The organism is Bradyrhizobium sp. USDA 4341 (assembly GCF_054063755.1).
In genome coordinates this window covers 3941078-3956530 of sequence record NZ_JBSSGO010000002.1, presented here as the reverse complement: position 1 = coordinate 3956530, position 15453 = coordinate 3941078, and the positions used below count along the sequence as shown (strand labels likewise).

Genomic DNA, 15453 nt, shown 5'->3' with positions numbered 1-15453 from the left:
ACCCGGAAAAGTGGGAACCGGTTTTCCGAACAGATCAGCGCCAAACAAAATGGAGGATCGCATGAGTGACGTCATCGACCGCCCGATGCTCGACCAGGACACCACCGCCGCGACGCGGCTCAAGATCATCGATTGCGACATCCATCCGAGCATTCATGCGCACAGCGACCTCAACGAGTTCCTGCCGAAACGCTGGCAGCAGCATCTGAAGGAATACGGCAGCCATCTGCGCACGCCCTATATCGGCACCACGCCGTATCCGCGCTCCTCGCCGCTGATCGCGCGGCGCGATGCGTGGCCGCCGACCGGCGGCGTGCCCGGCTCCGATCTCGATTTCATGCGCAAGCAGCATCTCGATCCGTTCGACGTCGAGTTCGGCATCCTGCAGGTGCTCGACCTCTTCATCTTCTCGCAGCAGAACCTGGAATTCGGCGCGGCGATCCAGCGCGCCATCAACGACTGGCAACTCGCCTTCTGGGCGCACCGCGATCCGCGCCTGAAAGCCTCGATCCTGGTCGGGCAGGACGGCTCCGACCTTGGCCTCGCCGAGATCGACCGCTGCGCGAAGACCGGTGAGTACATCCAGATCAACGTCTCGCCGCGCGCCAACGAGCCGCTCGGCCGCCGGCGCTACTGGCCGATCTATGAGCGCGCGCAGGAGCTCGATCTGCCGATCGGCATCCATGTCGGCGGCTATGGCGGGCATGCGCCGACCGGTGGCGGCTGGCCGTCCTATTATTGCGAGGAGCACCAGTCGAACGCGCATACGGTGGCCTCGAACCTCACGAGCCTCGTGCTGGAAGGCGTTCCCGAGCGTTTCCCGAAACTGAAGATCGTGTTCATCGAGGGCGGCTTCGGCTGGATCCCGGCGACGATGTGGCGGATGGATCAGCATTTCGAGCGCTTCCGCAGCGAGGTGCCGCATCTGAAGCGCAAGCCGAGCGAGTATGTGAAGCAGCATTTCTGGTTCACGACCCAGCCGATCGACGAGCCGGATGAAGCGAAGCACCTGCGCCAGCTGATCGAATGGGTCGGGATCGACCGGCTGCTGTTCTCGTCGGACTATCCGCACTGGGACTATGACGACGCGCGCTTCGCCTTCAAGACGCCGCTGACCGACGCCGAGCGGCGCAAGATCTTCAACAGCAACGCCCGCGCGGTCTACAAGTTTTAGGACAAAGATGACCCGTCACATCGTCGCGCGCACCAGCGAGATTCCTGCCGGCGGCAACAAGGTGTTCGGCCTCGAGGGCCGCGACATCGTCGTGTTCCACGTCAATGGCGAGTTCTTCGCGCTGCTCAATCGCTGTCCGCATGAGGGCGCGCCGTTGGAGAAGGCGGCCTGCGTGGCGCGCCTGACCTCGCCGGAGCCCGGCATCTATCAGCGCGACCGTGTCGGCGAGATGCTGCGCTGTCCGTGGCACGGCTGGGAATTCGACATGCGCAACGGCCAGTCCTGGTTCGATCCCAAGCGGTTCAGGATCCGCTCCTATCCGGTCGCGGTCGAAAGCGGCGCCGAATTGCAGAAGGGGCCGTATGTCGCCGAGACGTTTCCGGTGCACATCGAGGACAATTACGTGATTGTCGAGGTGTAATAGGCTGCCCCGAATTTCGCGTCATGCCCGGCCTCGTGCCCGCCTTCGCTGATGCTTCGGCGAGGCTGAGAGCAAAGCTCGGCGAAGCCTTGGCGTAGCGGGCTGCCGGGCATCTACGTCTTGCTTTGCTGCAGGAAAGACGTGGATGGCCGGAACAAGCCCGGCCAAGACGGGAGAGTATTTATTGCGAAATATGCAATAATGAAGTGTCGTTGTCAGTGATTATAATGTGACGTGCAATGGGCCACCTTGAGCCTGCGGTCGGGATGACCCCGTCCACGACATCAGGAACGGCACCATGAAGCTCTATCACTTTGCTCTCTCCGGCCACGCACACCGCGCCCGCCTGTTCATGTCCCTGCTGGGCATTCCGCACGAGGTGGTCGACGTCGACCTCAGGTCCGGAGCGCAGAAGACGCCGGAATTCCTCGCGCTCAATCCATTCGGCCAGGTGCCGGTGCTCGACGATGACGGCACCATCATTGCCGACTCCAATGCGATCCTGGTCTATCTCGCGACCAAGCTCGGCCGCGCCGACTGGCTGCCGCAGGATGCAAAGGGTGTCGCAGCCGTGCAGCGCTGGCTGTCGGTTGCCGCCGGCGATCTCGCGTTCGGGCCTGCCGCGGCGCGGCTGATCACCGTTTTCGGCGCGAAGCACAATCCGGACGATGTGATCGCTCGCGCCCATGTCCTGCTGAAGCGGCTCGAAGCCCATCTCGCCGATCGTGACTGGTTGGTCGGCGCGCAGCCGACCATCGCCGATGTCGCGCTCTACAGCTATCTGTCGAGCGCGCCCGAAGGCAATGTCGATCTCTCCGCCTACCCGCGCGTCAACGCCTTCCTGCGCCGGATCGAGGCGCTGCCGGGCTTCGTGCCTTTTGCCAAGACTGCCGCCGGTCTGGCAGCGGCTGCGTGACATGTCGACCGGGCGTGCCTGCGGGCGCGCCCGTCCAACCCCGAAGGGGAGGGCGAGGCGATGAGCGACAGGCGAACCAAGAGCAAGCTCGCGACCTGGCATGCCGGCGAGATGGCGATCCAGCAGAAGGTCGGCGTCGCCGAGAAGATGGCGGCCGTCGGCCAGCGCGCGGTGCGGGATTTCATGCCCGACCAGCATCGCGATTTCTTCGCGCAGATTCCCTTCATCGTGGTCGGCAGCGTGGACCGGAGCGGCGATGTGTGGGCCTCGTTGCTGGCCGGCCGGCCCGGCTTCATCGCCTCGCCGACGCCGCGCAGCCTCGAGATCGATGCGCGGCCTGACGCCAGCGATCCCGTCAGCGAGGGCATGCGCGAGGGCGATGCGATCGGACTATTGGGAATCGAATTGCACACGCGGCGTCGCAACCGCGCGAACGGGCTGCTCCGTGCATCATCAGGCAAGGCGCTGAGCTTCGAACTCGATCAGAGTTTTGGCAATTGTCCGCAATACATCCAGCTGCGCGATTTCGCATTTGTGCGCGAGCCGGATATCGCTTTCACCGGAGAGGTCGAGCAGGGCACGACGCTCGATCAGGCGGCACGCGACACGATCGAGGCGGCGGATACGTTCTTCGTGGCGTCCTATGCCGAGCGCGAGGACCGTCGTCAGGTCGACGTCTCGCATCGCGGCGGCAAGGCCGGTTTCGTCCGTGTCGCCGCCGACGGCACGCTGACGGTCCCCGATTTCGCCGGTAATCTGTTCTTCAACACGCTCGGCAACATCCTCGTCAACGGCAAGGCGGGGCTGGTGTTCGTCGATTTCGAAACCGGCGACATGCTGCAATTGACCGGTGATGCCGAGGTGATGCTGGACTCGCCGGAGATCGCAGCCTTCCAGGGCGCCGAGCGGCTCTGGAGCTTCCGTGCCCGCCGGGTGGTGCGCAGGCGCGGTGCGCTGCCGCTGCGCTGGGCTTTCCGGGCCGAAGGCTGGTCGCCGAATGCCTTGATGACCGGCGACTGGGCGCAGGCCGCCGACCGGCTCCGCGCGGCGGAGCGCGCCGCGCAGTGGCGCCCGTTCAAGGTCACTGGGATCGTCGACGAGAGCCGTTCGATCCGCTCGTTTCATCTGCAGCCGGACGATGGCGCAGGGCTGCTGCCGCATCAGGCCGGACAGCATCTGCCGATTCGCCTCACATTGCCCGGCTCCGGCAAGCCGGTCATTCGCACCTACACGCTGTCGGTCGCGCCGTCGGATGGCATGTACCGGATCAGCGTGAAGCGCGACGGCCTGGTGTCGCGGCATCTCCACGACACGATCCATGTCGGCGATATCATCGAGGCGCGCGCGCCGAGCGGCGGCTTCACGATCGATGCGCGCGAGAAACGGCCCGCGGTGCTGCTTGCCGGCGGCGTCGGCATCACGCCGATGCTCGCGATGCTGCGCCACGTGGTCTATGAAGGGCTGCGCACCCGCGGCATCCGGCCGACATTACTGTTCCAGGCTGCGCATGCCAGGGCCGAGCGCGCGTTCGGTGACGAGTTGCAGCAGCTGGCTGAGACCGCCGGCGGCGCAGTCCGGATCATCCGCGTCCTCGGTGACGTCGATGGCGCCGAGCAGGGCACGGACTACGATGCCGCGGGACGGATCGACATGGCGCTGCTGTCGCGCGTCCTGCCGTTCAACGATTACGATTTCTATCTGTGTGGGCCGCCGCAGTTCACGCAATCACTCTATGACGCCCTGCGCCGCTACAACATTGCCGACGGCAGGATTCACGCCGAGGCGTTTGGTCCATCGTCGCTGGTGAGGAAGCCGGAGGTGGCCACAACAGTGCCGCCGCGCCGGCCGCCTGCGACCACGCCGGTGCCGGTCGCCTTCACCGCATCGATGAAGGAAGCGCGCTGGACGCCGGAATCCGGAACGCTGCTCGAACTGGCGGAGGAGCGCGGCCTCAACCCCGTGTTCAGTTGCCGTGAAGGCAATTGCGGAAGCTGTCGAACCCGATTGCTGGTAGGCGCCGTGACCTATCTGAAGGAGCCGACCGCCGAGGTGGCTGACGACGAGGTGCTGATCTGCTGCGCCGTGCCGGCGAAGCCGGATGGCGACGGCGAGGAGCGGCTCCAGCTGGATCTTTGATCAGCCGAGTTCGCCGACCACGCAATCCGCACGGCGCGCCGTCGCGGCTGCTCAGCCCATGCTGCCCGGCATGAAGCAGCGCGGCCGCGGGTGGCCATCGAGGTAATACGGCCAGACCATGGTGCGGCCGGCGCGGTTCGGTCCGGCGACGACGGCGTCCTCGGGAACGTCGACCCACTCACCCTCGAGGCGGACGCGATAGTGGCCGTCCTTGGTGTCCCAATCGGCATCGTCGACGCGCTGCGCGTCGCTGCCGTCGCAGCAGGGTCCCTTGCCGCTGTGCAGGCTCTCATACCAGCCGTTCAACTCGGGATGCTGGTGATCATGGGCTTGCACCGGGCCGATCGCCGGCAGCGCCAGCAAGCCGGTGGCAAAAAGCATCGCACGCCAAAACGGTTTGTTCATCTGATCCCCAGATCCGGAAAGGCCCAGCAGCCAATCCGGACATGGTCATCACGCGCCCGACATCAATAACATGACGATCGTCATATATTCACATTCTTGCGAGGCACTGTGTGCCGCCGGGCCAGGCCGGGTGCCGGCAAACTCAGGCGAGCAGGCCCATGACCTGGTCGATCACGGCCTTCACCCGTTTTGAATCCGGCCTCTGGTGCGCGAGCGCCAGCAGCCCGGCATGCACGACCATGATGGTGTGCGCGGTGACGTCGGGATCAAAACCCTTCCTGAACTGGGCGCGGTCGGCGCGCAGCCGGACGCGCAACAGCTCTTCGAGCTGCCGGTTGTAGCGTTCGATGCTCTTGCGAAGCTCGGCCTGATCGAGCGAGCCGTCGGTCGCGGAATTGATCGACAGGCAGCCGCGCTGTCCTTTCTCGCCCGAGCAGTAGGGGATGAAGCCGGTGAGCCACTGCCTGATGGCTTCGCTGGCCGGCCCCGGCTGCGCCAGCACGCGCTCGGCCCAGCCCAGGATGCCGTCGTGATAGCGGTCCAGCACCTTGAGGAACAACGCGTTCTTGTCGCCGAACGCCGCGTAGAGGCTGGGCTTCGCGACGCCGCTCGCGGCCGTGATCTCGTCGAGCGAGGTCGCCTGGAATCCCTTTTGCCAGAATACCTGACGGGCGATTTCCAGGACATCGTCCGGATCGAAGCTGCGCGGCCTTGCCATATTGCCCTTTTATGTACTCCCGCGTCGGATGTGAAGCCTTCACCTTGCTGTGAAGGCAGTCTGGACCATTGACGTCATCCATGTTCTGTACTTACTAGTACACAACGAAATCGGGAGATCGTGCCATGAAGGCTGTTCAGGTCGTTGCGTTCGGACGTGCCCAGGATGTGGTCAAGCTCAATGAGGTGCCCGACGTCGGCAGCCCCGGCGCCAACGAGGTCGTGGTCGCGGTGGAGGCCGCGCCAATCAACAACTCGGATTTCATGATCATCGCCGGGCGCTACGGCTATCTGCCGACGCCGCCGGCCACGCTCGGGATCGAGGGCGTCGGGCGGGTGGTTGCCGCGGGATCGCAAGTCAAGAACCTGAAGGTTGGCGATCGCACGTTGATCCCGTTCACGGTCCCGACCTGGACCGAACGCGTCAAGTTCACGGCGTCGTGGCAGCGGCCGTTGCCTGAGAAAGCGGATATCCAGCAACTCTCGATGATCGGGGTCAATCCGGCGACCGCCTATCTGCTGCTGACCGATTTCGTGAAGATCCCGCACGGCGGCTGGGTGATCCAGAACGGCGCCAATTCGGCGACGGCGCGGGCGGTGATCGCAGTTGCCAAGTCGCTCGGGCTCAAGACGGTCAACGTCGTCCGGCGCGAGGAAGTCGTGGACGAGGTCAAGTCGGTCGGCGGTGATGTCGTGCTGGTCGACGGGCCGGATCTCGTCAAGCGCGTCGCCAAGGAGACCGGCGGGGCGCCGATCCTGCTGGCGCTCGACGTTGTCGGCGGCGCGTCCACGTTGAACCTGATGAACTGCCTGGCGCCGAAGGCGGTGCTCGTCATCTACAGCGCGATGAGCGGACAGCCGTTCTCCGGCTCGGCATTGAGCGTGATCTTCAATGAAGTGTCCGTGCGCGGCTTCTGGCTCGGCCATTGGGGCAAGACCGCAACCGACGAGACCCTGACCAAGATGTACGACCACCTCGTGCCGATGGTCGCATCCGGCGCGATCAGCGCACCGGTGGTCGGGAGCTATGGCCTCGAGGGATTCCCGGAGGCCATCGCGCAGGCGGCAGCATTCAAGGGCAAGGTCATCTTCACGCCAAGCTAGGCTGTGTACCCGCGCAGCCGGTGGCGTGACACGGCAATGCCGTGTCAGCCGCCGGATCGCGACAGGCAGCTAGACGATGGTCGTGAGCACGAATGCGTGCCACGCGCCCCAGTCGATGCCGTCGAACGCACGCACATACATCGGCTCGGCGCCGGTGGCGGCGCCACCGCGGACCCAGACGTCATCGACGGCCGCGGCGCTGACGTCGATGACGGTGCTGGCTGCCCAATGGGAATTCGCGGAGGTCCAGAAGTAGCCGCTGTCGGCGGTGTTGCCGCCGTCGAAGAACTGATACTCGGTCGCGGGATTTCCGTCGACGTCAGAGTAGGACAACAGGTTGCTGACCTGGCTCCACTCGTTGATGTGCAAGGTCTGATCGTTGATCGAGGCGACGGGCGCGTGGTTTGGCAGCGACGTCAGGGTAAAGCTGTCCCAATTGCTCCAGGCGGTACCGTCGAAGGCCCGCACATACATGGTTTCGGAACCGCCGGCGGTGCCGCCTTGCACCCAGACACTGGCCAGATCGGACGCTGAAACGTCGATGGGGGTGCTGGCTGCCCAATGTGAATTGGCGGGCGTCCAGAAATAGGCGCTGTTCGCGGCGCCGCCGCCGTCCCAGAACTGGTACTTGGTGATCGCATCTCCGTCGGCGTCGGATGCCGTCGTCCAGTTGACGAGCTGCGCCCACTGCGCGGCGTTCAGCGAATGATCGCTGATCGCAACCGTCGGGGCGGTGTTCGTGGACGTCAGGGTAAAGCTGTCCCAATTGCCCCAGGCGGTGCCGTCGAAGGCGCGCACGTACATGGTCTCGGAGCCCGCCGCCGAGCCGCCCTGAATCCAGAGATTGTCCAGATCGGACGCCGAAACGTCGATGGGCGTGCTGGCCGCCCAGTGCGCATTTGTCGGCGTCCAGAAGTAGGCGCTGGTCGCGGCCGCGCCGCCGTCCCAGAACTGATACTTCGTGATCGTATCGCCTTCGGCATCGCTGGTGCTGAGCCAGCCCTCGGGTTTGACCCATTGATTGACGTGAACCGACTGGTCGTTGATGGTCGCAACCGGCGGCGTGTTGACCGTCGACGTCAGCGTGAAAGTATCCCAATTGCTCCACGCGGTGCCGTCGAACCCCCTGACCCACATTGTCTCGGAACCGGTCGCCGAGCCGCCCTGGATCCAGACATTGGCGAGATCAGCGGCCGAAACGTCGATCACGGTGTTGGCACCCCAGTGGGAATTGGTCGGAGTCCAGAAATAGGCGCTGGTCGCGGCCGAGCCGCTGTCCCAGAACTGATACTTCGTAATTGCATCGTTGTCGGCATCCGACGTCGTCAACCAGTTGCCGACGGTCACCCACTGGCCCATGTGCACGGAATGGTCGCCGATCGTCACGATGGGGGCCGAATTCGTCGACGTCAACGTGAAGGTATCCCAGTTGCTCCAGTCCGTTCCGTCGAACGCTCTGACCCACATGGTCTCGGAGCCGGTCGTGGAGCCGCCCTGGATCCAGACATTGGCGAGATCGGCGGCCGAAACGTCGATCACCGTGTTGGCAGCCCAATGGGAATTGGTGGGAGTCCAGAAATACGCGCTGGTGGCGGACGTTCCGCTGTCCCAGAACTGGTACTTGGTCGCAGCATCGCCGTTGGCGTCGGAGTAGTTCAGCCAGTTCGTGACCTGCGCCCATGTGTTGGTGTGCAGCTGCTGGTCGTTGATCGTGGCGACAGGCGGCGTGTTTGGAATCGTCGTGAAGGTGAACGTGGTCCAGGTGCTCCAGTCCGTCCCGTCGAAGGCGCGTGCCCAGAGTGTCTCGCTGCCGCCGACCGAGCCGGCACGCAGCCACACATCGGAGAGGTCAGACGCGGCAACGTCGATGACGGTGCCGGCATCCCAATGGCTATTGCTGGGAGTCCAGAAATAGCCGCTGGTCGCGGCGGTGCCGCTGTCAAAGAACTGAAAGCTCTGCGCGGGATTGCCGTCAGCGTCGAAATAAGTCAGCCATGGCTGCATCTTCTGCCACTGATTGTACAACAGGCTGTGGTTGCCAATCGTGACGACCGGTGCGGTATTGGCCATGGTTTGCGTCCTCGTGGTGCGCCGGTCGAAACCGGTTAATGTCCAAGGTGCAAGGCAATCAATTTTGTGCTCGCGAAGCGGGCTGGTGCTGAACCAGCGTCATTGGGCCGAGAGCAGCGCATCAAAAAAGCAGGCAGTATCAAGATCAGGATCGCAGAATTCGCGCGCGTCATCTATGACGGGCGTCACACCTCCTGGCCGAACGAACTGCGGCAAAACGTCCTAGACCCTCGCTTCGGAACCACGTCACACAGAGAGGCTCCGTTCATGCAATTCGCGACGGACCATCGACCGCGATCGGATCGATCGCGAGACGATGATCGCGCCGCGCCAACGTACCCGCACTCAGAGAACGATGTCCGGTGCGGGCAGAGGCTCGGCGTTCACGCGTGCTCTCCGGCCCGCTGCGGCAGGATGAAGACCAGGGCGGCGATCGCAACGGCGAGAGCGATCGATGCCGTGTAGCGGCTGAGCGCAAGGCCGCCGTGATCCAGCGGCTTGTCAAGGAAATCGCCGACAGTCGCGCCGAGCGGCCTGGTCAGGACGAACGCGATCCAGAACAGCACGGTGCGCGACACCCGCGTCCAGAGATAGGCGGCGGCGATGATGGCGATGCCGGCGGCGAACACGATGGCGCCGCCGCTATAGCCGAGGCCGGTGGAATCGGCCATCCAGTCGCCGAGCGCGGTGCCCAGCGTCTGCGAGAACAGGATCGTGATCCAGTAGAAGGTTTCGGCCGCCTTGTTGTCGATCGATGCGATCGAGACCGTTCCCATGGCGCGATGCCATGTGGCGAGGGACACGACGAGCAGTCCGGCGAGCAGCGATGAGCCGCCGAGATATCCGATTCCCAGCGAACGGTCGACGAAATCGGCAAAGGTCGTGCCGACGGTCGTCGTCGCGATGATCACGGTCCAGTAGAGCAGCGGATGAAAGCGCTTCGCGGCCATCTGCGCCGCGACGGCAACAGCGAAGATGACCGCGAAGATCGCGGTGCCGACGAGATAGCCGAGATTCATCGACATCGTGACGGCGTCGCCGCCGGTCTCGCCGAGCGTCGTGGCGAGAATCTTGATGACCCAGAAGCCGAGCGTGACGGCGGGGACTTTCCCCGCGCGCTCGTCCGCGGCGGTGTCGTGCAACAATAATTCCATGGGTTCTTCGCTCCGGGAGGCCGGGTCGCCGGCGGTCGATGCCGCCGGCGGTGGTCGAAATGATGGATGGAGAGATCAGGCCTTGATCGAGTCCATGATCGACAGCAGCTCGGCGAGTGCCTTCCTGCATTTGGCGGCGTCCGGGTTGGTCTCACGCACCGCATCGAGCGCACGATCGATCGCCTTGTCGACTGTGTGCCAGTCCGCAGCCGCGCGCGGCTTCAGTCCGGCTTCCGCTTCGTCCCATTTGGTCTCGAGATCCTTGATCCGCGTCTTGGCGCCGGCCAGGTCGCCCTTGTCGACCAGTGCCGCGACATCGGCGGCGATGCTGCGAAATGGCGTCAGGTCGCCGAGCCTGGCGGCGGCCGTCTGCGTGTGCGGCAGCAGCCTGAGGCCTGCGTTGGCATCGGGGAGCGGCTGGATGACTGCGAGCGCAACAATCGCCGTCGCAAGGCCGAGTGTCGTCTTGTTCATGGGTGGTTCTCCTGTGTGGGGGGCTTCGATGGGTGTCCGTCGGGACGCATGTCGAATTCACGCGCCGGGCGACGCCTCGGGCTTTCCGCCGGCGTCGGCTTCGAACGACAGCCAGGCGACCAGCGCAACGATCACGGTCAGAAAGGCGAGGCTGGTGTAGATCGTGCCGAAGCCGAGGCCGCCATACTCACGGGCCTGGGACAGCAGGTCGCCGAACGATGCTCCGAGCGGACGCGTCAGGATGTAGGCGAGCCAGAAGGTCAACACTGCATTGGCGCCGAGTGCGTAAGCTGCCGCGATCGCCGCGATCAGTGCCGCGAACGCGACCACCCCGACGTTGAAGCCAAGGCCCAGCGCTTCGGTCGCAAGATCGCCCGCAGCCGTGCCGAGCGCGAATGTGAAGAGGATCGCGGCCCAGTAGAACAGTTCGCGCCGTTGGGTCACGATACTGTGGATCGACAGCGTCCGCTCGACCGAAAACCAGATCGCGAAGGTCGCGGCCAGGGCGATCGCGAAGGCGGCCGTACTGACGTAGAGGCTGATCTCGAGCTTGTCGGTCAGTGCATCGGTGATCTGCGTCCCGACGATGCTGACGAGCACGACCGTCAGCCAGTAGACCCATGGCACGTAACGGTCCATCCGCAGCTGAATGGCCAGTACTGCGGCAAGCAGCGTGATCATCAGCAGCCCGGTCACACTGGTGCCAAGGCCGACATGGACGGCGAGGTAATCGGCGCCGGTCTCGCCGACCGTGGTCGACATGATCTTGATCAGCCAGAAGACGAGAGTGACTTCGGGGACCTTGCTCAGCATGCTGCGGCCGATGGGTCTGATATCCAGCACGGTGTGAAGCTCCGCTTTGACAGGGTCGGCGGTTCCGCCGAGTTCGACAGCGAGCGTGCCCTGCGAGACTTAGCCCCGGCTTAGGTGGGCGGTGCGGCCGCCATCTGGGCGCCGAAAGCCCCTAAGCCGCGGCTAAGTCGAAACTGATATGATCGCGCAGGCGTCGCGGGTTGTTCGGTGCGACGCAGTTTCGCCGGGCCTACTCCCGGCGCGGATCGGGATGGATTGCCAGGCGATGCGGGTGCTCGTGGTGGAGGACGACAGGATGATCGGCGCCGCCGTCGTCGAGGCGCTGCGGGATGCCGCCTATGCGGTCGACTGGGTGCGCAATGGCGATCTCGCCATCGAAGCCAGCCGCAGCGAGACCTACGACATTGCGCTGCTCGATCTCGGCCTGCCATTGACTGACGGTCTCGACGTCCTCAAGGCGATCCGGGAGCGCGCCTCGCGCCTTCCCGTGATCATTCTCACCGCACGCGATGCGCTGAACGATCGCGTCCAGGGGCTCGATCTCGGCGCCGACGATTACCTGGTCAAGCCGTTCGAGATCGCCGAGTTGCTGGCGCGCATGCGCGCGGTGCTGCGGCGCGAGGGCAGCGGAGCGCCCCCGGTGCTGACGAATGGCGAGCTTCATCTCGACCCGGCCACGCGGGAAGCCACCTTCTGCGAAGAGAAGGCGGTCCTCAGTGCACGCGAGTTCGCCCTGCTGCAGGCGCTGCTGGCGCGGCCGGGAACGATCCTCTCCCGTGCCGAGCTCGAACGCCAGATCTACGGCTGGCGCGAGGAGGTCGAGAGCAACGCGGTCGAATTCCTGATCCACGCCGTGCGCAGAAAACTCGGCGCCGCGGCGATCAGGAACGTGCGCGGCGTCGGATGGATGGTGGATCGTTCGAGATGATGAGATCGCTGCGCGGACGCCTGTTCGTCGGACTCACCGCGATCATCCTGTTGACGGGCGCCGTCGGAGGACTCCTGGCGTACAGATGGGCCTACAGCGAAGCGATCGAGATGCAGGACTCCGTCCTGATCCAGATCGGCAGCTTTGCGCTGAGTGCTCCGATCCGGCAGAGCCGACCGGTCACCGGCGTCGACGCGGAAGCCGAGGTTGCCGTCGTCGAGCTCGGCGAGGTGCCGCGCGGCTCCGCCGACGATCGCCGGCTTTGGGGACTGAAGGATGGGCTGCACAATGATGTCTATCACGCGCAGCCGGTCCGCGTGCTGCTTCGGACCCGGCCGGACGGCAGCCGCTTCGCGGTGACGCAGCAGACTGAGATCCGCACGGAGATCGCGGGCGATATGGCCGTACGCACGCTGTTGCCGATTGCCGCGCTGGTGCCGTGCCTGCTGCTGATGACGGCATTCGTGATCGCCCGATCGTTCCGGCCGATGTTGCGCCTCGCCGGCGATCTCGATGCGAGCAGGGTGGATGACGTCGGTGCCTTGCCGGCGACGGGCGCGCCAAGTGAGCTGCAGCCGTTCCTTGGCTCGATCAACGGGTTGCTGGGGCGGGTGCGCGTCATGATGGACCAGCAACGGCGTTTCATCGCCGATGCGGCCCATGAACTTCGAACGCCGATCACCGCGCTCAGCCTGCAGGCGGAAAATCTCGCCTCCCTCGACATGCCGGCGGAGACGCGCGACCGGCTCGATGCGCTGAAGAGCGGCATGCGGCGCACCAAGCATCTGCTCGAGCAACTTCTCGCGCTGGCGCGTCAGGACGCTGCGCCGGCCATCGTGAGCGCACCCGTGGAGCTGGACAAGATCGCAAAGGGCGTCGTCGCCGATCTGCTGCCTGAGGCCGCAGCGCGCAACATCGATCTCGGTTTCACGACGGTCGAGGTGGTCGCGGTGAGCGCTGATGAGCTGTCGCTGATCTCGGCGGTCCGGAACCTAGTCGAGAACGCAATCAAGTTCACGCCCAACGGAGGGGCTGTCGATCTTGCCGTCGGTCGGGAGGACGGAATGGCCGTCATCCAGATCGAGGACACCGGGCCGGGGATTCCGCCGCAGGATCTGGCGCGGATCGGCGAGCCGTTCTTTCGCGGCGGTCAGCCGAGCGGCGAGGGCGCCGGGCTCGGGCTCTCGATCGTGAAGCGGATCGTCGATCATGCCGCCGGTTCGGTTCTGTTCGAAAATGTGACCGGTGCCGGACGTTCAGGCCTGCGCGTGACCGTCAAGCTGCCGGCGGCCGGTGGGTAAGGCCTGGCAGCCGGCAAAATGGGTGCCAGCCGCGCGGCATCATCGCCATTGCATCTTGAGACCCGCCCTGCTTATCGCTACCAGTGCGGTTCGGATGCGGGCTTTGCGAGCCGCCGGTCGAGACCGGTTCGGATGTCGCGGGGCCGACGAAAGCAATGCCAGGCGCATTGGAGATAAGGACGTTCCTCATGGCAACCACGACGGCGGAGCTTGAAGCGCTCCTGATGCAGCGGTCGCTGACCGATCCGCAGCTCCTGGCGACGGCAGAGGCGGCGTCGAACTTCCGGATCCTGCCGGATGCCGCGGTGATCAAGATCGGCGGCCAGAGCGTCATCGATCGCGGCCGCGCCGCGGTCTATCCGCTGGTCGACGAGATCGTCGCGGCCCGCAAGGTGCACAAGATGCTGATCGGGACCGGCGCGGGCACCCGCGCCCGGCATCTCTACTCGATCGCGGCCGGGCTTCGGCTGCCGGCCGGCGTGCTCTCGCAGCTCGGCGCCTCGGTTGCCGATCAGAACGCGGTGATGCTGGGCCAGCTGCTCGCCAAGCACGGCATCTCCGCGGTCAGCGGCGCCGGCCTCTCGGCCGTGCCGCTCTATCTTGCCGAGGTGAACGCCGTGATCTTCAGCGGCATGCCGCCTTACGGGCTGTGGATGCGGCCCGCAGCCGAGGGCATGATCCCGCCCTACCGCACCGACGCCGGATGCTTCCTGGTCGCGGAGCAGTTCGGCTGCAAGTCGATGATCTATGTGAAGGACGAAAACGGCCTCTACACCGCGAACCCCAAGACCTCGAAGGGCGCCACCTTCATTCCGAAGATCTCGGTCGCCGAGATGAAGGCGAAGGGATTGCAGGATTCGATCCTCGAATTCCCGGTGCTCGATCTGCTCGCCACCGCGCGCCACGTTCGTCAGGTGCAGGTCGTCAATGGCCTCGTCCCCGGCAATCTCACCCGCGCGCTCGCGGGCGAGCATGTCGGCACCATCATCACCGCGAACTGAGCAGGGACACGACCATGGATGACACCATCAAGCACGTCGCTTCGCCGCTCGCGCGCCAGACCCTGCTCGACAGCGATCTCACCCGTCCCGTCGCCGGCGGACGCCCGATCCCGCTGCTGCCCTGGGTGCAGGTGGTGAAGATCGGCGGCCGCTCCATCATGGATCGCGGCCATCAAGCGATCCTGCCGATCGTCGACGAGCTACGCTCGCTGCTATCCGAGCACCGCATGCTGATCCTGACCGGCGCCGGCATCCGCGCGCGCCATCTCTACAGCGTCGGCCTCGACCTCGGACTGCCGGTCGGCTCGCTCGCGCCGCTCGCCGCAAGCGAGGCCGGCCAGAATGGCCACATTCTCGGTTGCCTGCTGGCGCCGGAGGGCGTGTCCTATATCGAGCATCCGACCATCGCGAGCCAGCTCGCGATCCATCTCTCGGCGGCCCGCGCGGTGGTGGGCAGCGCCTTCCCGCCGTATCACCATCATGAATTCCCGGTCTCGCGCATCCCGTTGCACCGCGCCGACACCGGTGCGTTCCTGATCGCCGATGCGCTCGGCGCCGCCGGCCTCACCATCGTCGAGGACGTCGACGGCGTGTACAGCGACGATCCGAATGGTCCCGACGGCAAGAAGGCCCAGCTGCTGCGCGAAACCAGCTTCGCCGATCTTGCCAAGCTGAAGGGGACGCTGCCGTTCGATCCCGCGCTGCTCGAGGTGATGGCCAATGCGCGCCATATCGAACGCGTGCAGGTCGTGAACGGCCTGGTCCCCGGCCGGCTCACTGCGGCGCTGCGCGGCCAGCATGTCGGCTCGATCATCCGCACCGGCGCGCGGCCGGCCTGA

At 65.2% G+C, this 15453-nt stretch carries 15 protein-coding genes; 9 read left to right on the top strand and 6 right to left on the bottom strand.

Features of this window, described 5'->3' with window-relative positions:
- Positions 1 to 61 precede the first annotated feature (61 nt).
- The 4 genes from ACVIGB_RS24755 (at position 62) to ACVIGB_RS24740 (ending at position 4647) form a co-directional block, all read left to right on the top strand.
- Complete coding sequence (locus tag ACVIGB_RS24755; protein WP_456720671.1) at positions 62 to 1174, top strand: amidohydrolase family protein; 1113 nt, start codon at positions 62 to 64, stop codon at positions 1172 to 1174.
- A gap of 7 nt (positions 1175 to 1181) precedes the next feature.
- Positions 1182 to 1595 carry a Rieske (2Fe-2S) protein gene (locus ACVIGB_RS24750; RefSeq protein WP_173638671.1) on the top strand — a complete coding sequence of 138 codons (414 nt, stop codon included), beginning with the start codon at positions 1182 to 1184 and terminating at the stop codon, positions 1593 to 1595.
- A gap of 298 nt (positions 1596 to 1893) precedes the next feature.
- Positions 1894 to 2511 (top strand): glutathione S-transferase family protein, encoded by a 618-nt coding sequence (locus ACVIGB_RS24745; RefSeq protein ID WP_456720672.1) that lies wholly within the window; start codon positions 1894 to 1896, stop codon positions 2509 to 2511.
- A gap of 60 nt (positions 2512 to 2571) precedes the next feature.
- The gene (locus ACVIGB_RS24740) at positions 2572 to 4647 is read left to right on the top strand and encodes an FAD-binding oxidoreductase (protein WP_456720673.1); all 2076 of its coding nucleotides are present in this window, start codon (positions 2572 to 2574) and stop codon (positions 4645 to 4647) included.
- A 51-nt stretch (positions 4648 to 4698) separates the two neighbouring features.
- Here the strand turns inward: ACVIGB_RS24740 and ACVIGB_RS24735 are convergent, their stop codons facing one another.
- Positions 4699 to 5052 carry a hypothetical protein gene (locus tag ACVIGB_RS24735; RefSeq protein ID WP_456720674.1) on the bottom strand — a complete coding sequence of 118 codons (354 nt, stop codon included), beginning with the start codon at positions 5050 to 5052 and terminating at the stop codon, positions 4699 to 4701.
- Positions 5053 to 5194: 142 nt separating this feature from the next.
- Positions 5195 to 5770: a TetR/AcrR family transcriptional regulator gene (locus ACVIGB_RS24730; protein WP_456720675.1), complete on the bottom strand. Its 576-nt coding sequence runs from the start codon at positions 5768 to 5770 to the stop codon at positions 5195 to 5197.
- Between the two features lie 125 nt (positions 5771 to 5895).
- Between ACVIGB_RS24730 and ACVIGB_RS24725 the strand changes: the two genes are divergently transcribed.
- Positions 5896 to 6873, top strand: a complete 978-nt coding sequence (locus tag ACVIGB_RS24725; protein ID WP_456720676.1) for a zinc-dependent alcohol dehydrogenase family protein — start codon at positions 5896 to 5898, stop codon at positions 6871 to 6873.
- 69 nt (positions 6874 to 6942) lie between these two features.
- Here the strand turns inward: ACVIGB_RS24725 and ACVIGB_RS24720 are convergent, their stop codons facing one another.
- The 4 genes from ACVIGB_RS24720 to ACVIGB_RS24705 all read right to left on the bottom strand — a co-directional run bounded on the left by ACVIGB_RS24720 (position 6943) and on the right by ACVIGB_RS24705 (position 11384).
- Positions 6943 to 8943 (bottom strand): hypothetical protein, encoded by a 2001-nt coding sequence (locus ACVIGB_RS24720; RefSeq protein WP_456720677.1) that lies wholly within the window; start codon positions 8941 to 8943, stop codon positions 6943 to 6945.
- Between the two features lie 383 nt (positions 8944 to 9326).
- Positions 9327 to 10097, bottom strand: a complete 771-nt coding sequence (locus ACVIGB_RS24715) for a COG4705 family protein (protein WP_456720678.1) — start codon at positions 10095 to 10097, stop codon at positions 9327 to 9329.
- 75 nt (positions 10098 to 10172) lie between these two features.
- Positions 10173 to 10571: a hypothetical protein gene (locus tag ACVIGB_RS24710; protein ID WP_456720679.1), complete on the bottom strand. Its 399-nt coding sequence runs from the start codon at positions 10569 to 10571 to the stop codon at positions 10173 to 10175.
- 57 nt (positions 10572 to 10628) lie between these two features.
- On the bottom strand, positions 10629 to 11384 hold the full coding sequence (locus ACVIGB_RS24705; protein WP_456725083.1) for a COG4705 family protein: 756 nt from the start codon (positions 11382 to 11384) through the stop codon (positions 10629 to 10631).
- 265 nt (positions 11385 to 11649) lie between these two features.
- Here ACVIGB_RS24705 and ACVIGB_RS24700 point away from each other — a divergent pair, with 265 nt between their 5' ends.
- The 4 genes from ACVIGB_RS24700 to ACVIGB_RS24685 all read left to right on the top strand — a co-directional run bounded on the left by ACVIGB_RS24700 (position 11650) and on the right by ACVIGB_RS24685 (position 15453).
- Complete coding sequence (locus ACVIGB_RS24700) at positions 11650 to 12312, top strand: response regulator transcription factor (protein ID WP_456720680.1); 663 nt, start codon at positions 11650 to 11652, stop codon at positions 12310 to 12312.
- Positions 12309 to 13613 carry an ATP-binding protein gene (locus ACVIGB_RS24695; protein ID WP_456720681.1) on the top strand — a complete coding sequence of 435 codons (1305 nt, stop codon included), beginning with the start codon at positions 12309 to 12311 and terminating at the stop codon, positions 13611 to 13613. Before ACVIGB_RS24700 ends, ACVIGB_RS24695 begins: the two co-directional genes overlap by 4 nt.
- A gap of 188 nt (positions 13614 to 13801) precedes the next feature.
- Positions 13802 to 14614, top strand: a complete 813-nt coding sequence (locus ACVIGB_RS24690; protein WP_456720682.1) for an amino acid kinase family protein — start codon at positions 13802 to 13804, stop codon at positions 14612 to 14614.
- A gap of 14 nt (positions 14615 to 14628) precedes the next feature.
- Positions 14629 to 15453, top strand: a complete 825-nt coding sequence (locus ACVIGB_RS24685) for an amino acid kinase family protein (protein ID WP_456720683.1) — start codon at positions 14629 to 14631, stop codon at positions 15451 to 15453.